Below are 16,870 nucleotides of genomic sequence, written 5' to 3'. Positions count from 1 at the left end.
GAGCCGTTGTCGAAGACCTCGTGGATGGCCCGGGCGATCAGCGGGGCGATGGGCAGGATCTCGAGCTTGTCGAACTTCTGGTGCTCGGTGAGCGGCAGGGTGTCGGTGACGACGACCGAGTCGATGAACTCGCTGTTGAGGATCTCGGGGGCGGGGTCGCTGAAGACCGCGTGGGTCGCGGCGACCACGACGCCGATCGCGCCGGCGGCCTTGAGCGCCTCGGCGGCCTTGACGATGGTGCGACCGGTGTCGATCAGGTCGTCGACCAGCAGGCACACGCGACCCGAGACGTCGCCGACGATCTCGTGGACGGTCACCTGGTTCGGCACCAGCGGGTCACGACGCTTGTGGATGATGGCGAGGGGGGCGTCGAGCTTCTCGCTCCAGATGTCGGCGACGCGGACGCGGCCCATGTCGGGCGAGACCACGGTGAGGGTGGTGTTGTCGAGCTTGGCGCGGAAGTGTTCGAGCAGCACGGGCATGGCGAAGAGGTGGTCGACCGGGCCGTCGAAGAAGCCCTGGATCTGCGGTGCGTGCAGGTCGACGCTCATGATGCGGTGCGCGCCGGCTGCCTTGAAGAGGTCGGCGACGAGCCGGGCCGAGATCGGCTCGCGGCCACGACCCTTCTTGTCTTGCCGGGCGTACGGGTAGAACGGCGCCACGACGGTGATGCGCTTGGCCGAGGCCCGCTTCAGCGCGTCGACCATGATCAGCTGTTCCATCAGCCACTCGTTGATCGGCGCCGAGTGGGACTGGATGACGAAGGCGTCCGAGCCACGGACGCTCTCGTCGAAGCGGGCGTAGAGCTCGCCGTTCGCGAAGGTGCGGGCGTCGGTCGGGATCAGTTCGCTGCCGAGCTCGGCGGCGATCTGGTTGGCCAGTTCGGGGTGCGCACGCCCCGAGATCAGAACGAGTCGGTTCTCGCCGGTGATCTTGATTCCGGACACGTCACTCGCTCTCCGGCCCCGAGGGGCCAACCCGACCGGGTTCAGTCGGTCGTTCGTTCGGCGCGAGCGGCGGCCTCGGCAGCCGCCGAGCCGGGGCGGTTCGCCTCGACCCATCCGCTCGCATTGCGCTGTGGAGCGATGCTCAAGGCCAGGGCACCGGCCGGCACGTCTTTGCGGACGATCGTTCCGGCGCCTGTGTACGCTCCGTCGCCAATCCTAACGGGGGCGACGAAGACGTTGTGCGACCCGGTGCGGACGTGCGACCCGACCTCGGTGCGGTGCTTGTTCACCCCGTCGTAGTTGGCCGTGATGGTGCCGGCGCCGATGTTCGACCCCTCGCCCACCTCGGTGTCGCCCACGTAGCTGAGGTGCGGCACCTTCGACCCGGCACCGATCTGCACGTTCTTGGTCTCGACGAAGGTGCCGATCTTGCCGTCGGCCGAGAGCAGGGTGTTGGGCCGCAGGTACGCGAACGGGCCCACGGAGGCGCGGGCACCGATGACGGCGAGCGTCGCGTCCGTGCGCTTGACGGTCGCCCCCTCGCCCACCTCGGTGTCGACGAGGGTGGTGTCGGGCCCGACGACCGCGCCCGGGGCGATGTACGTCGCCCCGCGGAGCTGGGTGCCCGGCAGCAGTTCGACGTCGGGGCTGAGGGAGACGTCGCGGTCGATCCAGGTGGTCTGCGGGTCGACGATCGAGACGCCCTCGCGCTGCCAGTGCTCGACGATGCGGTCGTTCAGGCGACGGGCCGCGGCGGCGAGCTGCACGCGGTCGTTGATGCCCTCGAGGCGCCAGGTCTCGTCGATCGCCCGGGCGGCGACGACCTCGCCGGCACCGGTGAGCAGGCCGACCATGTCGGTGACGTACTTCTCGTTCTGCGCGTTGGCCGACCCGATGCGGGGCAGGTGGGTGCGCAGGGCGGCGACCGTGAACACGTAGGTGCCCGAGTTGATCTCGCGCACGGCCCGCTCGTCGTCGGTGGCGTCCTTGTGCTCGACGATGCGGTCGACGTCGCCCGACTCGCGGCGGACGACCCGCCCGTAGCCCGTGGCGTCGGGCAGCACGGCGCTCAGCAGCGTCGCCGAGGCGGAGGCGGCACGGTGCTGGTCGAGCAGGGCGGTGAGCGTCGCGTGGTCGAGGAAGGGCACGTCGGCGCTGACGACCACGACGTCGCCGGTGAACTCGGCGGGCAGCGCCTCCACCGCTTGTTCGACGGCTCGACCGGTGCCGGGCACGTCGTCTTGGTCGACGACGAGCGCGTGCGGGGCGGTGTCGAGCACGCTCGCGACGACCAGGTCGCGCTCGTGCCGCACCACGGCGACGAGGTGGTCGGGCCGGAGCGCGCCGGCGCTCTCGAGCACGTGCTGGATCAGCGGAAGCCCGGCCAGGCGGTGCAGGACCTTCGGGGTCGAGGACTTCATGCGGGTGCCCTGCCCTGCGGCGAGGACGACGACGGCGAGCTGGCGTTCGGGCATGGTGCTCCTTGGTGAGGGGTGGCGCGTGATCACCGTCGATCCTCCCACGGGAGGCGACGCGGCCGCGGGTCACCCGCCCGGCGTGGGGACGTCGCCGAGGCCGAGACGAGGTGGGGAGGAGTCAGCGGGAGCGGACGACGGCGACCGAGCCCGAGACCGCGACGACGTCCTCGACGAGCGCGACGGCGACGTCGGGCAACCCGGTCTTCTCGACGACGGCCTTCCGTGCCCGGTAGAAGAACCAGCTGCCGACGAGGGCGCCGGACGCCCCGGCGAGCGCTGCGGCCACAGGGGTGCCCCGACGGCCGGTGCCGGCCATCGCGATCCCCGCGACGGCACCGGAGACCGCGCGACCGAACAGCGGGCCGGCACCGACCCGACTCGGCGTGGCCGGCAGCTTGTCGCCGACGAGCTCACCGACACCCGCGGCCACCAGGGCGCCACGACCGAGGGGTGAGCGGAACAGGCGCCAGCGCTGCCACCGACCCCGCGCCTCCCGGGCGTCGTGGTTCAGGGCGAGGACGGCGAGTGGCGTCGCCGAACGTGATCCGCTGAGGACGCCGAGCAGGGCGGCACGGAGCAGGGGCGGCAGGGAGTCGGTCTTCGACATGACGGGAGTCCTCGTCGTCAGGCGGACGCCGGGGCGCCCACGATCGGGAGCGGGACGGGACCGACGAGCCGACCGCGACCTGCGACGCTCGGGGCTCCGCCACCAGGATTCGAACCTAGACCTAACAGCTCCAAAGGCTGTCGTGCTGCCGTTACACCATGGCGGACCGCGCGTGCGCGCCGGACCATTCTGCCAGACCGCGACTCGACCGAGGTGACCGCGAGGGGTGACGTGCCCGCCGGGCCGCACCGCGCCTCCCGCGTCCGAGGACGGCCTCGGGCATGATGGGCGGATGCCCGAGCAGGACGAGGTCGACCGGATCGTCGAGGCGTGGCGCCACGAGCGACCCGACCTCGACTTCGCGCCGCTCCACGTGCTCTCGCGCGTGGGTCGGCTCTCGAAGCACCTCGACCGGGCGCGACGCGAGGCCTTCCACGCCAGCGCCCTCGAGTCGTGGGAGTTCGACGTGCTCTCGGCGCTGCGTCGGGCCGGCGGCTCCTACCAGCTGAGCCCCAAGACGCTGCTGCAGCAGACCCTCGTCTCGAGCGGCGCGATGACCAACCGCATCGACCGGCTGGTCGCGCGGGGCCTGGTCGAACGCCGCACCGACCCGAACGACGGCCGGGGCATCCTGGTCACGATGACGCCCGAGGGGCGCCGCGCCGTCGACGCCGCGATCGAACGACTCGTCACGGCCGAGGACGCCCTGCTCAGCGACCTCAGCGACGACGACCGCCTCCGGTTGACCGACCTGCTGCGCACGCTGAGCCTGACGCTCGGCGGCTGAGTCGGGCGACCGACGGAGCACGTCGGCCCGGCCCCCTACGCCAGCAGCTCGCTCAGCTCGAGCCAGCGCACCTCGAGTTCGCCCGTCTTGTGGTCGAGCGCCGTCAGCTTCGCCTGCAACGCGGCCAGGCCGTCGAAGTCGGACTGGTCGAACGAGGCGAACTGGGCCAACAGGGTCTCGCGCTCGCCCGCGGCCTTGGCGAGCTTACGGTCGATCGAGCCGAGCTCTTTCTCGGCGTTGCGCTTCTCGGCTCCCGACAGGCCCGAGGCGGCGGCCGAGGCCGCGACCGACGCCGAGGCCCCCTGGACGGCCGTCGGGCGGTCGGTCGCGCCTCCTTGGTTCTGGGTCGCCTCGCGACGCAGCTGGAGGTACTGGTCGACACCGCCGGGCAGGTGCCGGAAGCGGCCCTCGAGCACGGCGTACTGCTGGTCGGTCACGCGCTCGAGCAGGTACCGGTCGTGCGAGACGACGAGCAGGGTGCCGGGCCAACCGTCGAGGAGGTCCTCCATCGCGGCGAGCATGTCGGTGTCGAGGTCGTTGGTGGGCTCGTCGAGGATCAGCACGTTCGGCTCGTTCAGCAGGATGAGCAGGAACTGCAGGCGGCGCTTCTGGCCACCGGACAGGTCCTTGATCGGCGTCTGCAGCTGGGCACTCGTGAAGCCGAGGCGCTCGAGCAGCTGCCCGGGCGTCATCTCTTTGCCGCCGGTGACGTACGAGGTGCGCTGTCGCCCGATGACGTCGTTGACCCGCTCGTGGGCGACCTCGTGCAGGTCGGCGAGCTGCTGGTCGAGGATCGCGAACTTGACCGTCTTGCCCTGCTTGACGCGCCCCTCGGTGGGCGTGATGGCCCCGGTGACGACCTTGAGCAGCGTCGACTTGCCGGCGCCGTTGACTCCGAGGACGCCGGTGCGCTCGCCGGGAGCGATGCGCCACTCGACGTCCTGCAGGACGCGCTTGTCACCGAACGAGACACCGACCTCGACGAGGTCGACGACGTCCTTGCCGAGTCGCGCGGTCGCCATCTGCGACAGCTGGACCGCGTCGCGCACGGGCGGCTCGTCCGCGATCAGCTCGTTGGCCGCGTCGATGCGGAACTTGGGCTTGGTCGAGCGCGCCGGGGCCCCGCGACGGAGCCAGGCGAGCTCTTTGCGCATCAGGTTCTGGCGCTTCGACTCGGAGGCCGACGCCATGCGGTCGCGCTCGACCCGCTGCAGCACGTACGCCGCGTAACCCCCTTCGAAGGGCTCGACGATGCCGTCGTGGACCTCCCACGTGTCGGTCGAGACCTCGTCGAGGAACCACCGGTCGTGGGTCACGACGACGAGGGCGCCCGAGTTGGGCGACCAGCGGCGCGAGAGGTGCTGGGCCAGCCACGCGACGCCCTCGACGTCGAGGTGGTTGGTGGGCTCGTCGAGGAACAGGACGTCCCAGTCGCCGACCAGCAGCGTCGCGAGGGCCACGCGTCGACGCTGGCCGCCCGAGAGGTCCTCGACCCGCGCCTCCCACGGGATGTCGGTGGCGAGGCCCGAGATGACGTCGCGGATGCGCGCGTCGCCGGCCCATTCGTGCTCGTCGCGGTCGCCGACGATCAGGCTGCCGACCGTGGCGCCCTCGGGGAGCACGTCGCGCTGGTCGAGCATGCCGATCGTCAGGCCGCGGCGGGTCGTCACGCGGCCGTCGTCCGGTTCGAGCCGGCCGGCGAGCACCGACATGAGCGTCGACTTGCCGTCGCCGTTGCGGCCGACGACACCGATGCGGGAGCCCTCGTCGATGCCGAGGGTCACCCCGTCGAGGACGACCTTTGTCGGGAATTCGAGACGGAGGTTTTCTGCGCCGAGTAGATGAGCCACCACAGAAGCGTAGACGGCCCGGGCCGGGCGGCCGACTCGGCGGCGCACGGCCGGTGTCAGCCCAGCGACGCCACCCACTCGTCCGAGCCGTCGGTGAACTCCTGGCGCTTCCAGATCGGGGTGCGGGCCTTGACCTCGTCGACGAGGGCGGCGCAGGCCGCGAACGCCTCGGCGCGGTGGGCCGACGCCACGGCGCAGGCCAGGGCGACGTCGCCCACGACGAGGTCGCCGTACCGGTGCTCGACCGCGATCGCGACCTCGGGGTGCGCCTCGGCCACGGCCAGCGCGACCTCACGGATCACCTCGGTCGCGGTCGGGTGCGCCTCGTAGTGCAGCGCCTCGACGCCACGCCCCTCGTCGTGGTCGCGCACGACCCCCTCGAACGTCACGACCGCCCCGGAGGCGCGGCTCGTCACGAGCGCGGAGCACTCGGCCACCGACACGGTCACGTCGACGACGCGGGCGAGCAGCACGCGCTCGGAGGCGGGTGCGGCGCCGGGTGCGGCGCCGGGTGCGTTCGGCGCGCCGGAGCCCGGGGTGGCGCCGGCCTCCCGGGTGGGCTCCCCGCCGGGCAGGAGGGTCGGATCGTCGGCGGTCATGCGGCCCCCTCGGGACTGGGATGGCGGTTCTGGGCGTGGTCGACCCCGTGCAACTGGTCGACCACGTGGTCGAGGACGTCCTCGAGGACGGCGAGCCCGTCGCGCACCCCGCCGCGCGAACCGGGCAGGTTGACGACGAAGGTGCCGCCGGCCACGCCCGCGAGCCCACGGGAGAGGACGGCCAGGGGCGTCGAGGCCGCGCCGCGCCTCCTGAGCTCTTCGGCGATGCCGGGCAGCTCGCGGTCGAGCAGGGGCAGGGTCATCTCGGGCGTCGCGTCGGTCGGCGAGACGCCCGTGCCACCGGTGGTGACGACGGCGTCGACGCCCCACTCGAGCGCCGCCTCGAGCACCGCGCCGACCGGTTCGCCGTCGGCCACGACGACGGGACCCTCGACCAGCCAGCCGCGCGCCGCGAACCAGTCGCGGATGACGGGGCCGGTCGTGTCGTCGGCCGTGCCGGCGGCCGCGCGGGTCGAGGCGACGACGACGACGGCCCGGCGCCGGTCGGAGGAACCCGAGGGGGTCGGGCCGTCCGGCACGGCGGGACCCGGTGCGACGGTGGCGTCGCTCATCGCGACCAGTCCCCCGACTTGCCGCCCTGCTTGTCGAGCACCTTGATCTCGCCGATCACGGCGAGCGCGTCGACCGCCTTGATCATGTCGAAGAGCGTGAGGGCCGCGACCGACGCGGCGGTCAGGGCCTCCATCTCGACCCCGGTGACGCCGCGGGTCGAGACGCGCGCGATCACGGTGACCTGCGCCTCCGCGGTCTCGAAGTCGACGGTGATCGCGCCGAGCGGCAACGGGTGGCAGAGCGGGATGAGCGTCGGAGTCTGCTTGGCGGCCAGGATGCCGGCGATGCGGGCGGTGCCGAGGGCCTCGCCCTTGGGCAGCGAGCCGTCGACCAGTCGCGCGATCACGTCGGGCCGCGTGGTCAGCACGGCCTGGGCCGTCGCGACGCGCTTCGTCTCGGTCTTGCCGGTCACGTCGACCATGTGCGCGGTGCCGTCGTCGCGGACGTGCGAGAGCGGGGCGTCGGACAGCGCGGTGTCGGCCAGCGGGGTGTCGGACGGCGGCACGTCGGGCGGCGGGTTCTCGGTCATCGGTCGGCCTTCTCGTGGGGGGCGGAGTCGTCGAGCGCCCAGACCTCGACCCGGTCGCCCTCGTCGACGCGGTCGACCCCGACGGGGACGGAGACGAGCACGGTGGCCTCGGCGTGGGCGGCGAGCAGGTGCGAGCTGGGCCCGCCGACGACGTGGGCGCGCCCGTCGACGTCGACCCGCCCGCGACGCAGCTGGTGCTTGCCGACCGGCGAGTCCAGGGGGTGCGCCATGGGCACGGTCCACCGCCGTCGGGGCAGGCCGACCCCCGTGACGCCGTTCAGCGCGGGACGAAGGAAGGCCTCGAACGACACGAGCGAGCTGACGGGGTTGCCGGGGAAACAGACGACGGGCAGCTCGCGATCGCGCACGAGGACGCTGCCCCAGCCCTGCGGCCCGCCGGGCTGCATCGCCACCGAGCCGAAGCTGACGCCCGAGCCCTCGAACGCGTCGCGCACGACCTCGTAGGCGCCGGCGCTGACCCCGCCGCTCGTCAGCACGAGGTCGACCTCGTCGGCGTGGCGGGCGACGACGGCGAGCAGGGCGGCCGCGTCGTCGGTCACCCGGGCGGTCGTGACGATCACGCCGACCTCGGCGATCGCGGCGGCCAGCGCGACGCCGTTCGCGTCGTGGATCTGGCCGGGCCCGAGCGGGGCACCGGGTGCGGCGAGCTCTTCGCCGGTGGAGACCAGCAGGAGGCGCGGGCGGCTCCGTACCTCGACCGCGTCGATCCCGGCGGCGGCGAGCACGCCCCACCGAGCGGGCGTCAGTCGCGTCCCGGCCGCGAACAGCACGGAACCCGCGACGACGTCGCTGCCCGCGGCCCGGACGAAGGCCCCGGCGGAGACGCCGGCCGGCACCTCGACGACGGCGTCGACCCCGACGGGAGGGAACGCGTCGGGCGAGACCTTCTCGATGGGCACGATCGCGTCGGCGCCGGCGGGGACGGCCGCACCGGTCATGATCGGGGCGGCGGTGCCGGCGACCAGGTCGGGGGCGGCCCGGCCGGCGGGGATGCGCGCCGCGACCCGGAAGCTGGTGGGACCGGCCGGGTCGAGCCCGGCGGTCGAGACGGCGTAGCCGTCCATCTGCGAGTTGGCGAAGGGCGGCAGGTCGATCGGGGCGACGACGTCGACGGCGAGCACCCGGTCGCGGTACCGGTCGGAGCGCGAGGCGAGCGCCTCGGGGCTGACCACGAGTGCATCGACCGGCCGGGCCCGCACGGCGGCCTCGACGACGGCCGTGACCTCGGCGAGGTGGGTCTCGATGGTGCGCACGCGGTTCCTCTCGGGCGATGGTCAGTAGCGTATCGGGGGTGACCGACCCCGCGACCGAGACCGACGTCCCTCAGCCCACCCGCGCCTCCTCGGGGCCGCCGCCCGTCGACGTCGCCGTCATCGGCGGATCGGGGCTGTACTCGCTCTTCGCCGAGGGCGAGGCGACCCGGCACGTCGTCGAGACTCCCTACGGCCCGACCTCGAGCGAGGTGACGATCGGCGAGCTGGGCGGCAAGCGGGTGGCCTTCCTCACCCGGCACGGCGCGGGCCACGCGGTCGCGCCGCACCTGATCGACTACCGGGCCAACGTGTGGGCGCTCGCATCGCTCGGCGCGAAGGCCATCGTGTCGTCCTCGGCGGTCGGCGGGGTCAGCCCCGACGTCGCCCCGGGCACGATGGTCGTCACCGACCAGTTCATCGACCGCACCTGGGGACGCCGCGACACGTTCTTCGACGTCGAGGGGCACGTGCAGCACCTGATCGCCGCCGACCCGTTCGACCCCGCGCTCCGGGCCGCCGCGATCGCGGCCCTCGAGGCGCAGGGCGAGCCGTTCGCCCCGACCGGCACCTGCGTCGTGATCCAGGGGCCGCGGTTCTCGACCAGGGCCGAGTCCCTCTGGTTCCGTGCCGCGGGGGCGCACACGGTCAACATGACGATGTACCCCGAGATCCCGCTCACCCTCGAACTCGGCATGGGGGCCGTCAACCTCTCGTACGTGACCGACAGCGACGCCGGTCTGGCCCCGGCCGAGGGCGACGCGCCCGACGCCGACGCGGTGAGCGCCTCGCTCGTCTTCGAACGGCTCGCGGCCGCCCAGCCGCGCATCGTCGCGGCCATCGAGTCGATCGTCGCCGCGATGCCCGACGACTACTCGCCGCGCGAGCTGATGCCGCCCGAGGCGGTGGCCGAGGTGCTCTCGCGGCCCGTCTCGGCTCGGAAGGCCGCGCTGTGAACGCGGCCCGCGCCTCCTCGTCAGCTGCCCCCGCTGCGTCCGCCGACGCTCCCGGCCTGCTGCTCGTCACCGGCGGGGCCGGCTTCATCGGGTCGGCGATCGTCGACCTCGCGCTCGAGGGCGGCTGGCGGGTGCGCGTGCTCGACTCGCTGCGGCCCGACGTGCACGGCGGCGAGCCGACGGTCGACCCGCGCGTCGACTTCGTGCACGGTGACGTGCGGGACGCCGAGACCGTCGACCGGGCGCTCGTGGGCGTCGACGCGGTCTGCCATCAGGCGGCCAAGGTCGGGCTCGGCGTGGACTTCCAGGACGCGCCCGACTACGTCTCGTCGAACGAGCTCGGCACGGCCGTCGTGCTCGCGGCGATGGACCGCGCCGGCGTCGACCGCCTCGTCGTGGCCTCGTCGATGGTCGTCTACGGCGAGGGCAGCTACCGCACCTCGTCCGGCGCGACCGAGCGCCCCGCCCCCCGCCGGATCGCCGACCTCGACGCCGGCGTCTTCGACCCGCGTGACGAGGCGGGTGAGCTGCTCGAGCCGCAGCTGATCGGCGAAGAGGCCCCGCTCGACCCCCGCAACGTCTACGCCATCACGAAGCTGACCCAGGAACACCTGTCGACCTCGTGGGCACGCAGCACCGGCGGTCGGGCCGCCGCCCTGCGCTACCACAACGTCTACGGTCCGGGCATGCCGCAGAACACGCCCTACGCCGGCGTGGCCTCGCTCTTCCGCTCGGCGCTCGAACGCGGCGAGGCACCTCGCGTCTTCGAGGACGGTGCCCAACGGCGCGACTTCGTCCACGTCCGCGACATCGCGTCCGCCAACCTCGCGGCCCTCGAGTGGACGGCCGACCAGCCGACCGACACGTTCCGAGCGTTCAACGTCGGCAGCGGCACGGTGCACACCATCGGCGAGATGGCCGAGGCCCTGGCCCGCGAGGCCGGTGGTCCCGTGCCCGTCGTCACGGGCGAGTACCGTGCGGGCGACGTGCGGCACGTCACCGCGTCGTCGGCCCGGTTGCAGGGCGAGCTGGGCTGGCGACCGAGCGTGACCTTCGAGCAGGGCATGCACGAGTTCGCCACGGCCCCGCTGCGCGCCGCGGTCGTCCGGTAGGCGGAGAGGGGCGGCTCCCCCCGTTCGGGGCGCGGGCCGCCCGTTCCCATCACCTTCATGGGATCGCATCCGTACAGTCGACAGGATGAGCAGCCCCCGAGTCGACGTCGTGCTTCCCTGTCTCGACGAAGAAGGCGCGTTGCCGTGGGTGCTCGGCCGCCTGCCCGAGGGCTGGCACGCCATCGTCGTCGACAACGGCTCGACCGACGACTCCGCCCGCGTCGCCGCCGAGCACGGCGCGACCGTCGTGCAGGAGGCGCGGCGCGGCTTCGGCAGCGCCGCCCACGCCGGTCTCGAGGCGGCCACGGCCGACTACGTGGCGTTCTGCGACGCCGACGCATCGATGGACCCCGCCGACCTCGTCGCCCTCGCCGCCCCCGTGATGGCCGGTGACGCCGATCTCGTCCTCGGCCGTCGCCGCCCGACCACCCGGGGCGCCTGGCCGGTGCACGCCCGCCTCGCCAACCTCGCCCTCTCGCACCTCATGCGGCGCGCCAGCGGCGTCGCCCTGCACGACCTCGGCCCCATGCGCGTGGCCCGGCGCCGGGCACTGCTCGACCTCGACCTGAAGGACCGCCGCAGCGGCTACCCGCTCGAGATGGTGCTGCGCGCCAGCGAGGCCGGCTGGCGCATCGTCGAGCAGGACGCCCCGTACTCGCCCCGGGTCGGCCGGAGCAAGGTGACCGGCACCATCCGCGGCACGTCCGTCGCGATCAAGGACATGTCCCGCCTGCTGCGGGAGGTCGGACGATGACCACCCTCGTGGTGATCGCGAAAGAGACGATCCCGGGCAAGGTCAAGACGCGCCTGCACCCCCCGCTCAGCCTCGAGCAGGCCGCCGACGTGGCCGCCGCCGCCATCCAGGACACCCTCGACGTGGCCCGCCGCCTGCCGGCCACGCGGCGCGTGTTGCTGTTCGACGGCAACCGGAGGCCCGTCGGCTCCGAAGACTTCGATGTGATCCCTCAGATCGGTGGCGACCTCGACGCACGCCTCGGCGCCCTCTTCGACGAGGTCGACGGGAAGACCGTGCTGATCGGCATGGACACCCCCCAGGTGACGGTCGAGGCCCTCGCACCCGTCTTCGACGCGTGGACCGACGACGTCGACGCCTGGTTCGGGCCGGCGAACGACGGCGGATTCTGGGCCCTGGGCCTCGCCCGACCGACCGGCGACCTGCTGCGCGGCGTGCCGATGTCGCGGGACGACACGGGCGCCCACCAGCTCCGTCGGCTCGCCGACGCCGGCCTCAGCGTGCGCACGCTGCCCGAACTCGTCGACGTCGACACCATCGACGACGCCCGCCTCGTCGCGGCCACAGCACCCGACAGCCGGTTCGCGGCGGCCCTGCGGCACGCCGAGGCCACTGCCACCACCACCACGAACGGCGTCGCCCGCACGACCGATCCCGCCACAGAAGGGGTCACCTCGTGACCATCGCCCCCGACCGACCCGCCACCTTCGGATCAGGAGGCGCGGAGCCGTACGCCCGCGCCCTGCGTCACGAGGGGCTCCTGCAACTCGTCCGCGTGACCGGCGGTGCCGGACGACCGGCGTCGCCCCCTGCCGCGGGCGACGCCGACGAAGCGTTCGACGTCGCGCGTTGGAGCGCCGACGCCGACGCCGCCGACCTCACGACCCTCGACGACGAGACCGGCCCGGTGCTCGACATCGGCTGCGGGCCCGCCCGCATGGTGCGTGCCGCCGTCGACCGCGGCCTGACCGTGCTCGGCCTGGACGTCTCGCCCACGGCCGTCGCGATGGCCCGCGAGGCCGGCCTGCCCGTGGCCGGCGGTTCGGTCTTCGACCCGCTGCCCCGCGAGGGCCAGTGGAACCTCGCCCTGCTGCTCGACGGCAACGTCGGCATCGGCGGCGACCCGACGGCGCTGCTGACCCGCTGCGCCGAGATCCTCACGGCGACCGGCTCGATCGTCGTCGAGACCGCCCCCGAGGCGTCGCTGGACGACAGCTACGAGGCCCACGTGGTCGACGACCAGGGTCACGCCAGCGCGACCTTCCCCTGGGCCGAGGTCGGCCGCGAGGCCCTGCACCGCCACGCGAAGCGGTCGGGCCTGCGAGTCGTTCAGACCTGGTCGGTCGACGGACGCACCTTCTGCCGCCTGCGCGCCAGGTAGAGCGCCACGAGGCCGGCGGCCACTGCCGCGATCACGAGCCAGAGCACGGCCAGGCGCAGGCCGTAGTCGAACGGCAGCACCGTGTCGTTCTTCGGGCCCTTCGCCTTCGCGACGATCTCGGGCACCACGATCAGCGAGAAGATCGCCCCGACGACGACCGCGCCCTGCACGATCCAGAGGACGGCAGGTCGGACGCGACGCCCGGTCCGTCGCACGACCAGCGAGACGACGGCCACGACGGGGGCGAGCACGGCATCGTGGACGACGACCGAGCCGACCAGCCAGAGCAGCAGCCCGCCGTACCGGTTCGGGTTGACCGTGTCGGTGAGCACCCAGCCGCCGAGGCCGATCAGGGCGATGCCGAGGGCGATCAGCACCCCGCGCACGACGCGGACGGTGCGCGACGTGCCCGCGCCTCCTGCGCTCGACGCGGCCGAGGGGACGCGCGCGGTCACGAGAGCACCTCGATCGAGCTGAGCCACTTGGTCTGCAGCACGCCGGGGCGCCCCGGGGCGATCATGCGCGCCGGGTAGCCGTGGTCGATGCTGAGCGGCTCGCCGTTCAGCTCGAGGGCGACGAGGGTGCGCGGGTCGGAGGCGTACTCGGGGCCCATCTCGGTCACGCGGTAGCCACCCTTCTTCTCGAGGCTGGTGAGCCGCAGACGGTGGTCGGTCGGGGCTCCGGCGGCGGCCAGCAGGTCGACGAGGCGGACCCCGCGCCAGGCGCCGGTCTGGCTCCAGCCCTCGACGCAGGCGATCGGCAGGCGCTCGTCGGCCCCGTCGAACCCGCGCAGGGTGTCGAGCGTGAACGAGGTCGCGACGCCGCCGACGACGACGTCGAGCCGCCAGTCGGGGTCCATGGCCGTCTCGAGCACCTGGGCCGCGGCGGCCGTGCGGTTGATCGGCAGGTCGTTCGGTCCGAGCCCGCGCTGCCGCGGAGCGAAGGCGTTGAGCGGCGAGAACGGGGCGAAGGACTGCCCGGCCGTCAGCGCGACGACTCCCCCGGTGGCGACGCCGGCGGCGGTGAAGAAGCCACGGCGCGACACCCGGGCGCGACCCGGCTCGCGGTCGACGTCGTGCGCGGAGTCGATCCAGCGCGTCACGCGGCCGGTGAGGCCCCGGGCGGGAGCAGGAGGTGCGGCGTGCGGATCACGGTCGCGTCGCGTCCCGTCGGCGTCGCGCACGGCACGGAAGCGGGCGAGCTCGGCGGTCGCCTCGGTCTCGCCCACGAACGCGGCGCGGGCCTCGTCGAGCTCGGCCGACGGCTCGACGAAACGCCCCTCGGCGTCGTAGCTGTCACGCGCCCGCCAGTAGCGGGTGATCAGCGGCAGCTTCACCGCGATGTGGACGGCGAGCGAGCCGATGATGACGAACGACAGGGCGAAGTGCACCTGCTTGAACGGGAACGGCCACGGATAGTACTGGTACGTGTTCAGCAGGCCGGTGACGAGCTGCAGGATCGTCGCCGCGACGAACAGGGCGATGGAGGCGCGCTCGAGCACGTCGACCGGGTGCTTGATCGGCGGGTGCTGGAAGAGCTGCGGGAACACCGAGTGCAGCTTCGCCAGCAGCAGGGGGATGCAGGCGATCCCGGCGGTGATGTGGATGCCCTGGCTCACCTGGTAGAGCCAGACGGGGCTCGTCGGGAACCGCATCCCGTCGAGCGGTTCCTGCAGGAAGTGGCTGTAGAGCCCGGTCAGCAGGCAGATGACGAACGCGGCGCCGAGGAGGCGACCGAAGACGGTCGCCGACCGGGCGTTGCGGTTCGGCGACGAGGCGGCGCGGCGCGCCTCGTACAGCAGGCGCCTCATGGTGTCGGTCGTCTCATGTGGCTCATCATCTCCGATGTGCACGACTCCCAGGGCCGATTCGGCCAGACTGGGGGCGTGCGTACTGTGTTCGCGGCCGTGGCCGTCCTCGGATTGGCCGGGGCGATCGCCTGGGGAGTCGTGAACGTCGGGTTCCTCATGAAAGAACTGCGGACCGACTTCGTCGTCTGGACCGCCGTGTGCTGGGCGCTGTTCGCCCTGGCGGTGGTGCTGCTGCGACGGGTGCCCGTGCGACACGTCACCGCTCTCGTCGTGGCGGGCACGGCCCTGGTCGGCGGGGCGGGTCTGACCGGCGTGCCCAACACGAGCACCGACCCGGCGCGCTACGCCTGGGACGGCATCGTGCAGACCGCCGGCGTCTCGCCGTACGAGTACACGCCCGACGCAGGCGAGTTGCGCGACCTGAGACCGGCGTGGATCTTCCCCGAGTCGACGCCGTTCACCCGCGACGACGGCACGATCGGCGAACGCTGCGGCGAGCCCGACCGCCAGGTGCACCGCGCCTACGACAGCCAGACCGGCGACGTCGTCTGCACGTTGATCAACCGGCCCGACGTGCCGACCATCTACCCGCCGATGGCCGAACTGTACTTCTGGGCGGTCTCGGCGGTGGTCGGTCCCGACGCCGGGTTCTTCCCGCTGCAGGCCATGGGCTTCGTGCTCGTGCTGGGGACGACCCTGGCCCTGCTGGCGACCCTGCGCCGTCGCGGTCTCGACCCCCGCTGGGCCGCGCTGTGGGGCTGGTGCCCGCTCGTGGTCGGCGAGGGCGTCACGAACTCCCACGTCGACCTCCTGGGTGCCGTGCTCGTGGTCGCCGCGTCGTTGCTCGTCGCGACCGGCCGGCGACTCCGCGGCGGCATCGCGCTCGGGGCCGCGATCGCGACCAAGTTGATCCCGGTGATCGCGGCACCCGCCCTGCTGCGCGGGCAGCCCTGGAAGGTGATCAGCGCCTCCGTCGTCACCTTCGCCGTGCTCTACGTTCCCTACGTCGCCATGACCGGGTGGGGCGTGCTCGGGTACCTGCCGGGCTACCTGACCGAAGAGGGCTACGAGGACGGGTCGCGCTTCGTGTTCCTGTCGGCCTTCATGCCGGACGCGTGGACGACACCGGTCGCCGTGCTGATCGTCGGCGTCACGGCGGTGCTCGTGTGGGCGAGGACCCCGGCACACGACCCGTGGCTCGGGCAGCTCGTGATGATCGGCGTGACGCTCGTCGCGGTCAGCCCGCGCTACCCCTGGTACGCGCTGCTGCTCGTGCCGTTCGTCGCGCTGACCGGGCGGGTGGAGTGGCTGGCGATCCCGCTCGCCCTGCTCGTCCGGCAACTCGAGCCGGGCATGGCGCTGCAGCGGGCGTCGCTCGCCTCGGCCGTGCTCGTCATCCTGCTCGTGACGCTCTGGCGGGCCGGCCCCGGCTTCACCGACCGGTTGCTCGACGCCGTCGGGCACGACGTCGACCGGCTGCGTCGGGTCGTCGGCCACCGACGGTCCGCCCCCTCGTCGGCCCCCGGGCCCGCTCAGACCAGGTAGGCGACGGCGTCCCCGGCGTCGAACGAGAAGCGGACGGCGCTGCCCGGCACGAGGTCGAGGCCGGCGACCACGCCGGGCGGGACGTCGGCCGACACGTCGCCGGCCCGGACGCGGACGACGTCCCCGCGGGGCTCGAGGTCCGTGACGACGACGTCGAGGACGTTCTCGGATGGCGTCGGACTCGCAGGGGACCCGGTCGACACGCGCACGGTGCTCGGTCGCACGGCCACCGCGGCCGCCGCTCCCGCCGGGAGCCCGTCGGCGGACCGGGCGGTCAGCTGGGTGCCGTCCTCCAGCCGGACGCCTCCCCCGTGAGCCGTGCCGGTCAACAGGTCCAGGCCCGCGAGCCCGGCCGCGAACGGCGTGGTCGGGCGTTCGAGGACGTCGTGCGTCGGTCCGGCGTCGACGACCCGACCGCCCTCGAGCACGACGACCCGGTCGGCCAGGGTGAAGGCGTCGAGGACGTCGTGCGTGACGACGATCGCCGTGCGGTCGGCCAGGACGTCGCGGAGGGTCCGTCGCAGGGCGGGAGCCACCGACACGTCCAGGGCGGCCATCGGCTCGTCGAGCAGAAGCAGGTCGGGACCCGCCGCCAGGGCGCGAGCGACGGCGACGCGCTGCGCCTGGCCGCCCGAGAGCTGCGCCGGCCGGCGGTCGGCGAGCCCCGTCGC

Annotated in this window: 18 protein-coding genes and 1 tRNA gene; 7 read left to right on the top strand and 12 right to left on the bottom strand. The window is 73.3% G+C overall.

What is annotated here, in order from left to right; genetic code table 11:
- The 4 genes from SZ60_RS12510 to SZ60_RS12495 form a co-directional block, all read right to left on the bottom strand.
- Positions 1-947, bottom strand: a 947-nt coding sequence (locus tag SZ60_RS12510; protein WP_043596404.1) for a ribose-phosphate diphosphokinase, incomplete at its 3' end; no start/stop codon positions are given.
- Positions 948-988: 41 nt separating this feature from the next.
- Complete coding sequence (gene glmU, locus SZ60_RS12505; RefSeq protein WP_043596402.1) at positions 989-2,422, bottom strand: bifunctional UDP-N-acetylglucosamine diphosphorylase/glucosamine-1-phosphate N-acetyltransferase GlmU; 1,434 nt, start codon at positions 2,420-2,422, stop codon at positions 989-991.
- Positions 2,423-2,543: 121 nt separating this feature from the next.
- A complete protein-coding gene (locus SZ60_RS12500) occupies positions 2,544-3,032 on the bottom strand; it encodes a DUF4126 family protein (RefSeq protein ID WP_043596401.1) in 489 nt (162 codons plus the stop codon).
- A gap of 94 nt (positions 3,033-3,126) precedes the next feature.
- Positions 3,127-3,198 (bottom strand) — tRNA-Gln (locus SZ60_RS12495).
- A 126-nt stretch (positions 3,199-3,324) separates the two neighbouring features.
- Between SZ60_RS12495 and SZ60_RS12490 the strand changes: the two genes are divergently transcribed.
- Complete coding sequence (locus SZ60_RS12490) at positions 3,325-3,819, top strand: MarR family winged helix-turn-helix transcriptional regulator (protein ID WP_043596399.1); 495 nt, start codon at positions 3,325-3,327, stop codon at positions 3,817-3,819.
- Between the two features lie 35 nt (positions 3,820-3,854).
- Here the strand turns inward: SZ60_RS12490 and SZ60_RS12485 are convergent, their stop codons facing one another.
- From SZ60_RS12485 to glp, 5 genes are read right to left on the bottom strand one after another with little or no spacing between them, the layout of a single operon-like run.
- Positions 3,855-5,669, bottom strand: a complete 1,815-nt coding sequence (locus tag SZ60_RS12485) for an ABC-F family ATP-binding cassette domain-containing protein (RefSeq protein WP_043596398.1) — start codon at positions 5,667-5,669, stop codon at positions 3,855-3,857.
- A gap of 56 nt (positions 5,670-5,725) precedes the next feature.
- Positions 5,726-6,268: a molybdenum cofactor biosynthesis protein MoaE gene (locus SZ60_RS12480; RefSeq protein ID WP_082060128.1), complete on the bottom strand. Its 543-nt coding sequence runs from the start codon at positions 6,266-6,268 to the stop codon at positions 5,726-5,728.
- Positions 6,265-6,840 (bottom strand): molybdenum cofactor biosynthesis protein B, encoded by a 576-nt coding sequence (locus SZ60_RS12475; RefSeq protein ID WP_082060127.1) that lies wholly within the window; start codon positions 6,838-6,840, stop codon positions 6,265-6,267. Before SZ60_RS12475 ends, SZ60_RS12480 begins: the two co-directional genes overlap by 4 nt.
- Positions 6,837-7,370, bottom strand: coding sequence for a cyclic pyranopterin monophosphate synthase MoaC (gene moaC, locus SZ60_RS12470; protein ID WP_052505382.1), 534 nt, complete (start codon positions 7,368-7,370; stop codon positions 6,837-6,839). Before moaC ends, SZ60_RS12475 begins: the two co-directional genes overlap by 4 nt.
- Positions 7,367-8,644, bottom strand: coding sequence for a gephyrin-like molybdotransferase Glp (glp, locus tag SZ60_RS12465; protein ID WP_082060126.1), 1,278 nt, complete (start codon positions 8,642-8,644; stop codon positions 7,367-7,369). The genes moaC and glp overlap by 4 nt, the downstream gene beginning before the upstream one ends.
- Before the next feature lie 38 nt (positions 8,645-8,682).
- Here glp and SZ60_RS12460 point away from each other — a divergent pair, with 38 nt between their 5' ends.
- From SZ60_RS12460 to SZ60_RS12440, 5 genes are all read left to right on the top strand, one after another.
- Positions 8,683-9,597 carry an MTAP family purine nucleoside phosphorylase gene (locus tag SZ60_RS12460; RefSeq protein ID WP_231567157.1) on the top strand — a complete coding sequence of 305 codons (915 nt, stop codon included), beginning with the start codon at positions 8,683-8,685 and terminating at the stop codon, positions 9,595-9,597.
- A gap of 56 nt (positions 9,598-9,653) precedes the next feature.
- Positions 9,654-10,709 (top strand): NAD(P)-dependent oxidoreductase, encoded by a 1,056-nt coding sequence (locus SZ60_RS12455; protein ID WP_043596410.1) that lies wholly within the window; start codon positions 9,654-9,656, stop codon positions 10,707-10,709.
- An 85-nt stretch (positions 10,710-10,794) separates the two neighbouring features.
- Positions 10,795-11,463 carry a glycosyltransferase family 2 protein gene (locus SZ60_RS12450; protein WP_043596396.1) on the top strand — a complete coding sequence of 223 codons (669 nt, stop codon included), beginning with the start codon at positions 10,795-10,797 and terminating at the stop codon, positions 11,461-11,463.
- Positions 11,460-12,143 carry a DUF2064 domain-containing protein gene (locus SZ60_RS12445; protein WP_043596394.1) on the top strand — a complete coding sequence of 228 codons (684 nt, stop codon included), beginning with the start codon at positions 11,460-11,462 and terminating at the stop codon, positions 12,141-12,143. The genes SZ60_RS12450 and SZ60_RS12445 overlap by 4 nt, the downstream gene beginning before the upstream one ends.
- Positions 12,140-12,844 (top strand): bifunctional 2-polyprenyl-6-hydroxyphenol methylase/3-demethylubiquinol 3-O-methyltransferase UbiG, encoded by a 705-nt coding sequence (locus tag SZ60_RS12440; protein WP_082060124.1) that lies wholly within the window; start codon positions 12,140-12,142, stop codon positions 12,842-12,844. Before SZ60_RS12445 ends, SZ60_RS12440 begins: the two co-directional genes overlap by 4 nt.
- Here the strand turns inward: SZ60_RS12440 and SZ60_RS12435 are convergent.
- Both SZ60_RS12435 and SZ60_RS12430 read right to left on the bottom strand, forming a co-directional pair.
- On the bottom strand, positions 12,793-13,299 hold the full coding sequence (locus SZ60_RS12435) for a hypothetical protein (protein WP_052505381.1): 507 nt from the start codon (positions 13,297-13,299) through the stop codon (positions 12,793-12,795). The two genes, SZ60_RS12440 and SZ60_RS12435, sit on opposite strands and share 52 nt — an antisense overlap.
- Positions 13,296-14,654, bottom strand: a complete 1,359-nt coding sequence (locus SZ60_RS12430; protein ID WP_043596393.1) for a molybdopterin-dependent oxidoreductase — start codon at positions 14,652-14,654, stop codon at positions 13,296-13,298. The genes SZ60_RS12435 and SZ60_RS12430 overlap by 4 nt, the downstream gene beginning before the upstream one ends.
- Before the next feature lie 75 nt (positions 14,655-14,729).
- Between SZ60_RS12430 and SZ60_RS12425 the strand changes: the two genes are divergently transcribed.
- Positions 14,730-16,199, top strand: coding sequence for a glycosyltransferase 87 family protein (locus SZ60_RS12425; RefSeq protein WP_197073561.1), 1,470 nt, complete (start codon positions 14,730-14,732; stop codon positions 16,197-16,199).
- Here SZ60_RS12425 and SZ60_RS12420 read toward each other — a convergent pair.
- The coding region (locus tag SZ60_RS12420; RefSeq protein WP_043596391.1) for an ATP-binding cassette domain-containing protein at positions 16,187-16,870 on the bottom strand (684 nt) is incomplete at its 5' end. The two genes, SZ60_RS12425 and SZ60_RS12420, sit on opposite strands and share 13 nt — an antisense overlap.

The sequence above is a fragment of the Frigoribacterium sp. MEB024 genome (assembly GCF_000878135.1).
Lineage (GTDB): Bacteria > Actinomycetota > Actinomycetes > Actinomycetales > Microbacteriaceae > Frigoribacterium.
The sequence above is the reverse complement of the archived record's forward strand: the minus strand, read 5'-3'. Positions and strand labels throughout refer to the sequence as shown.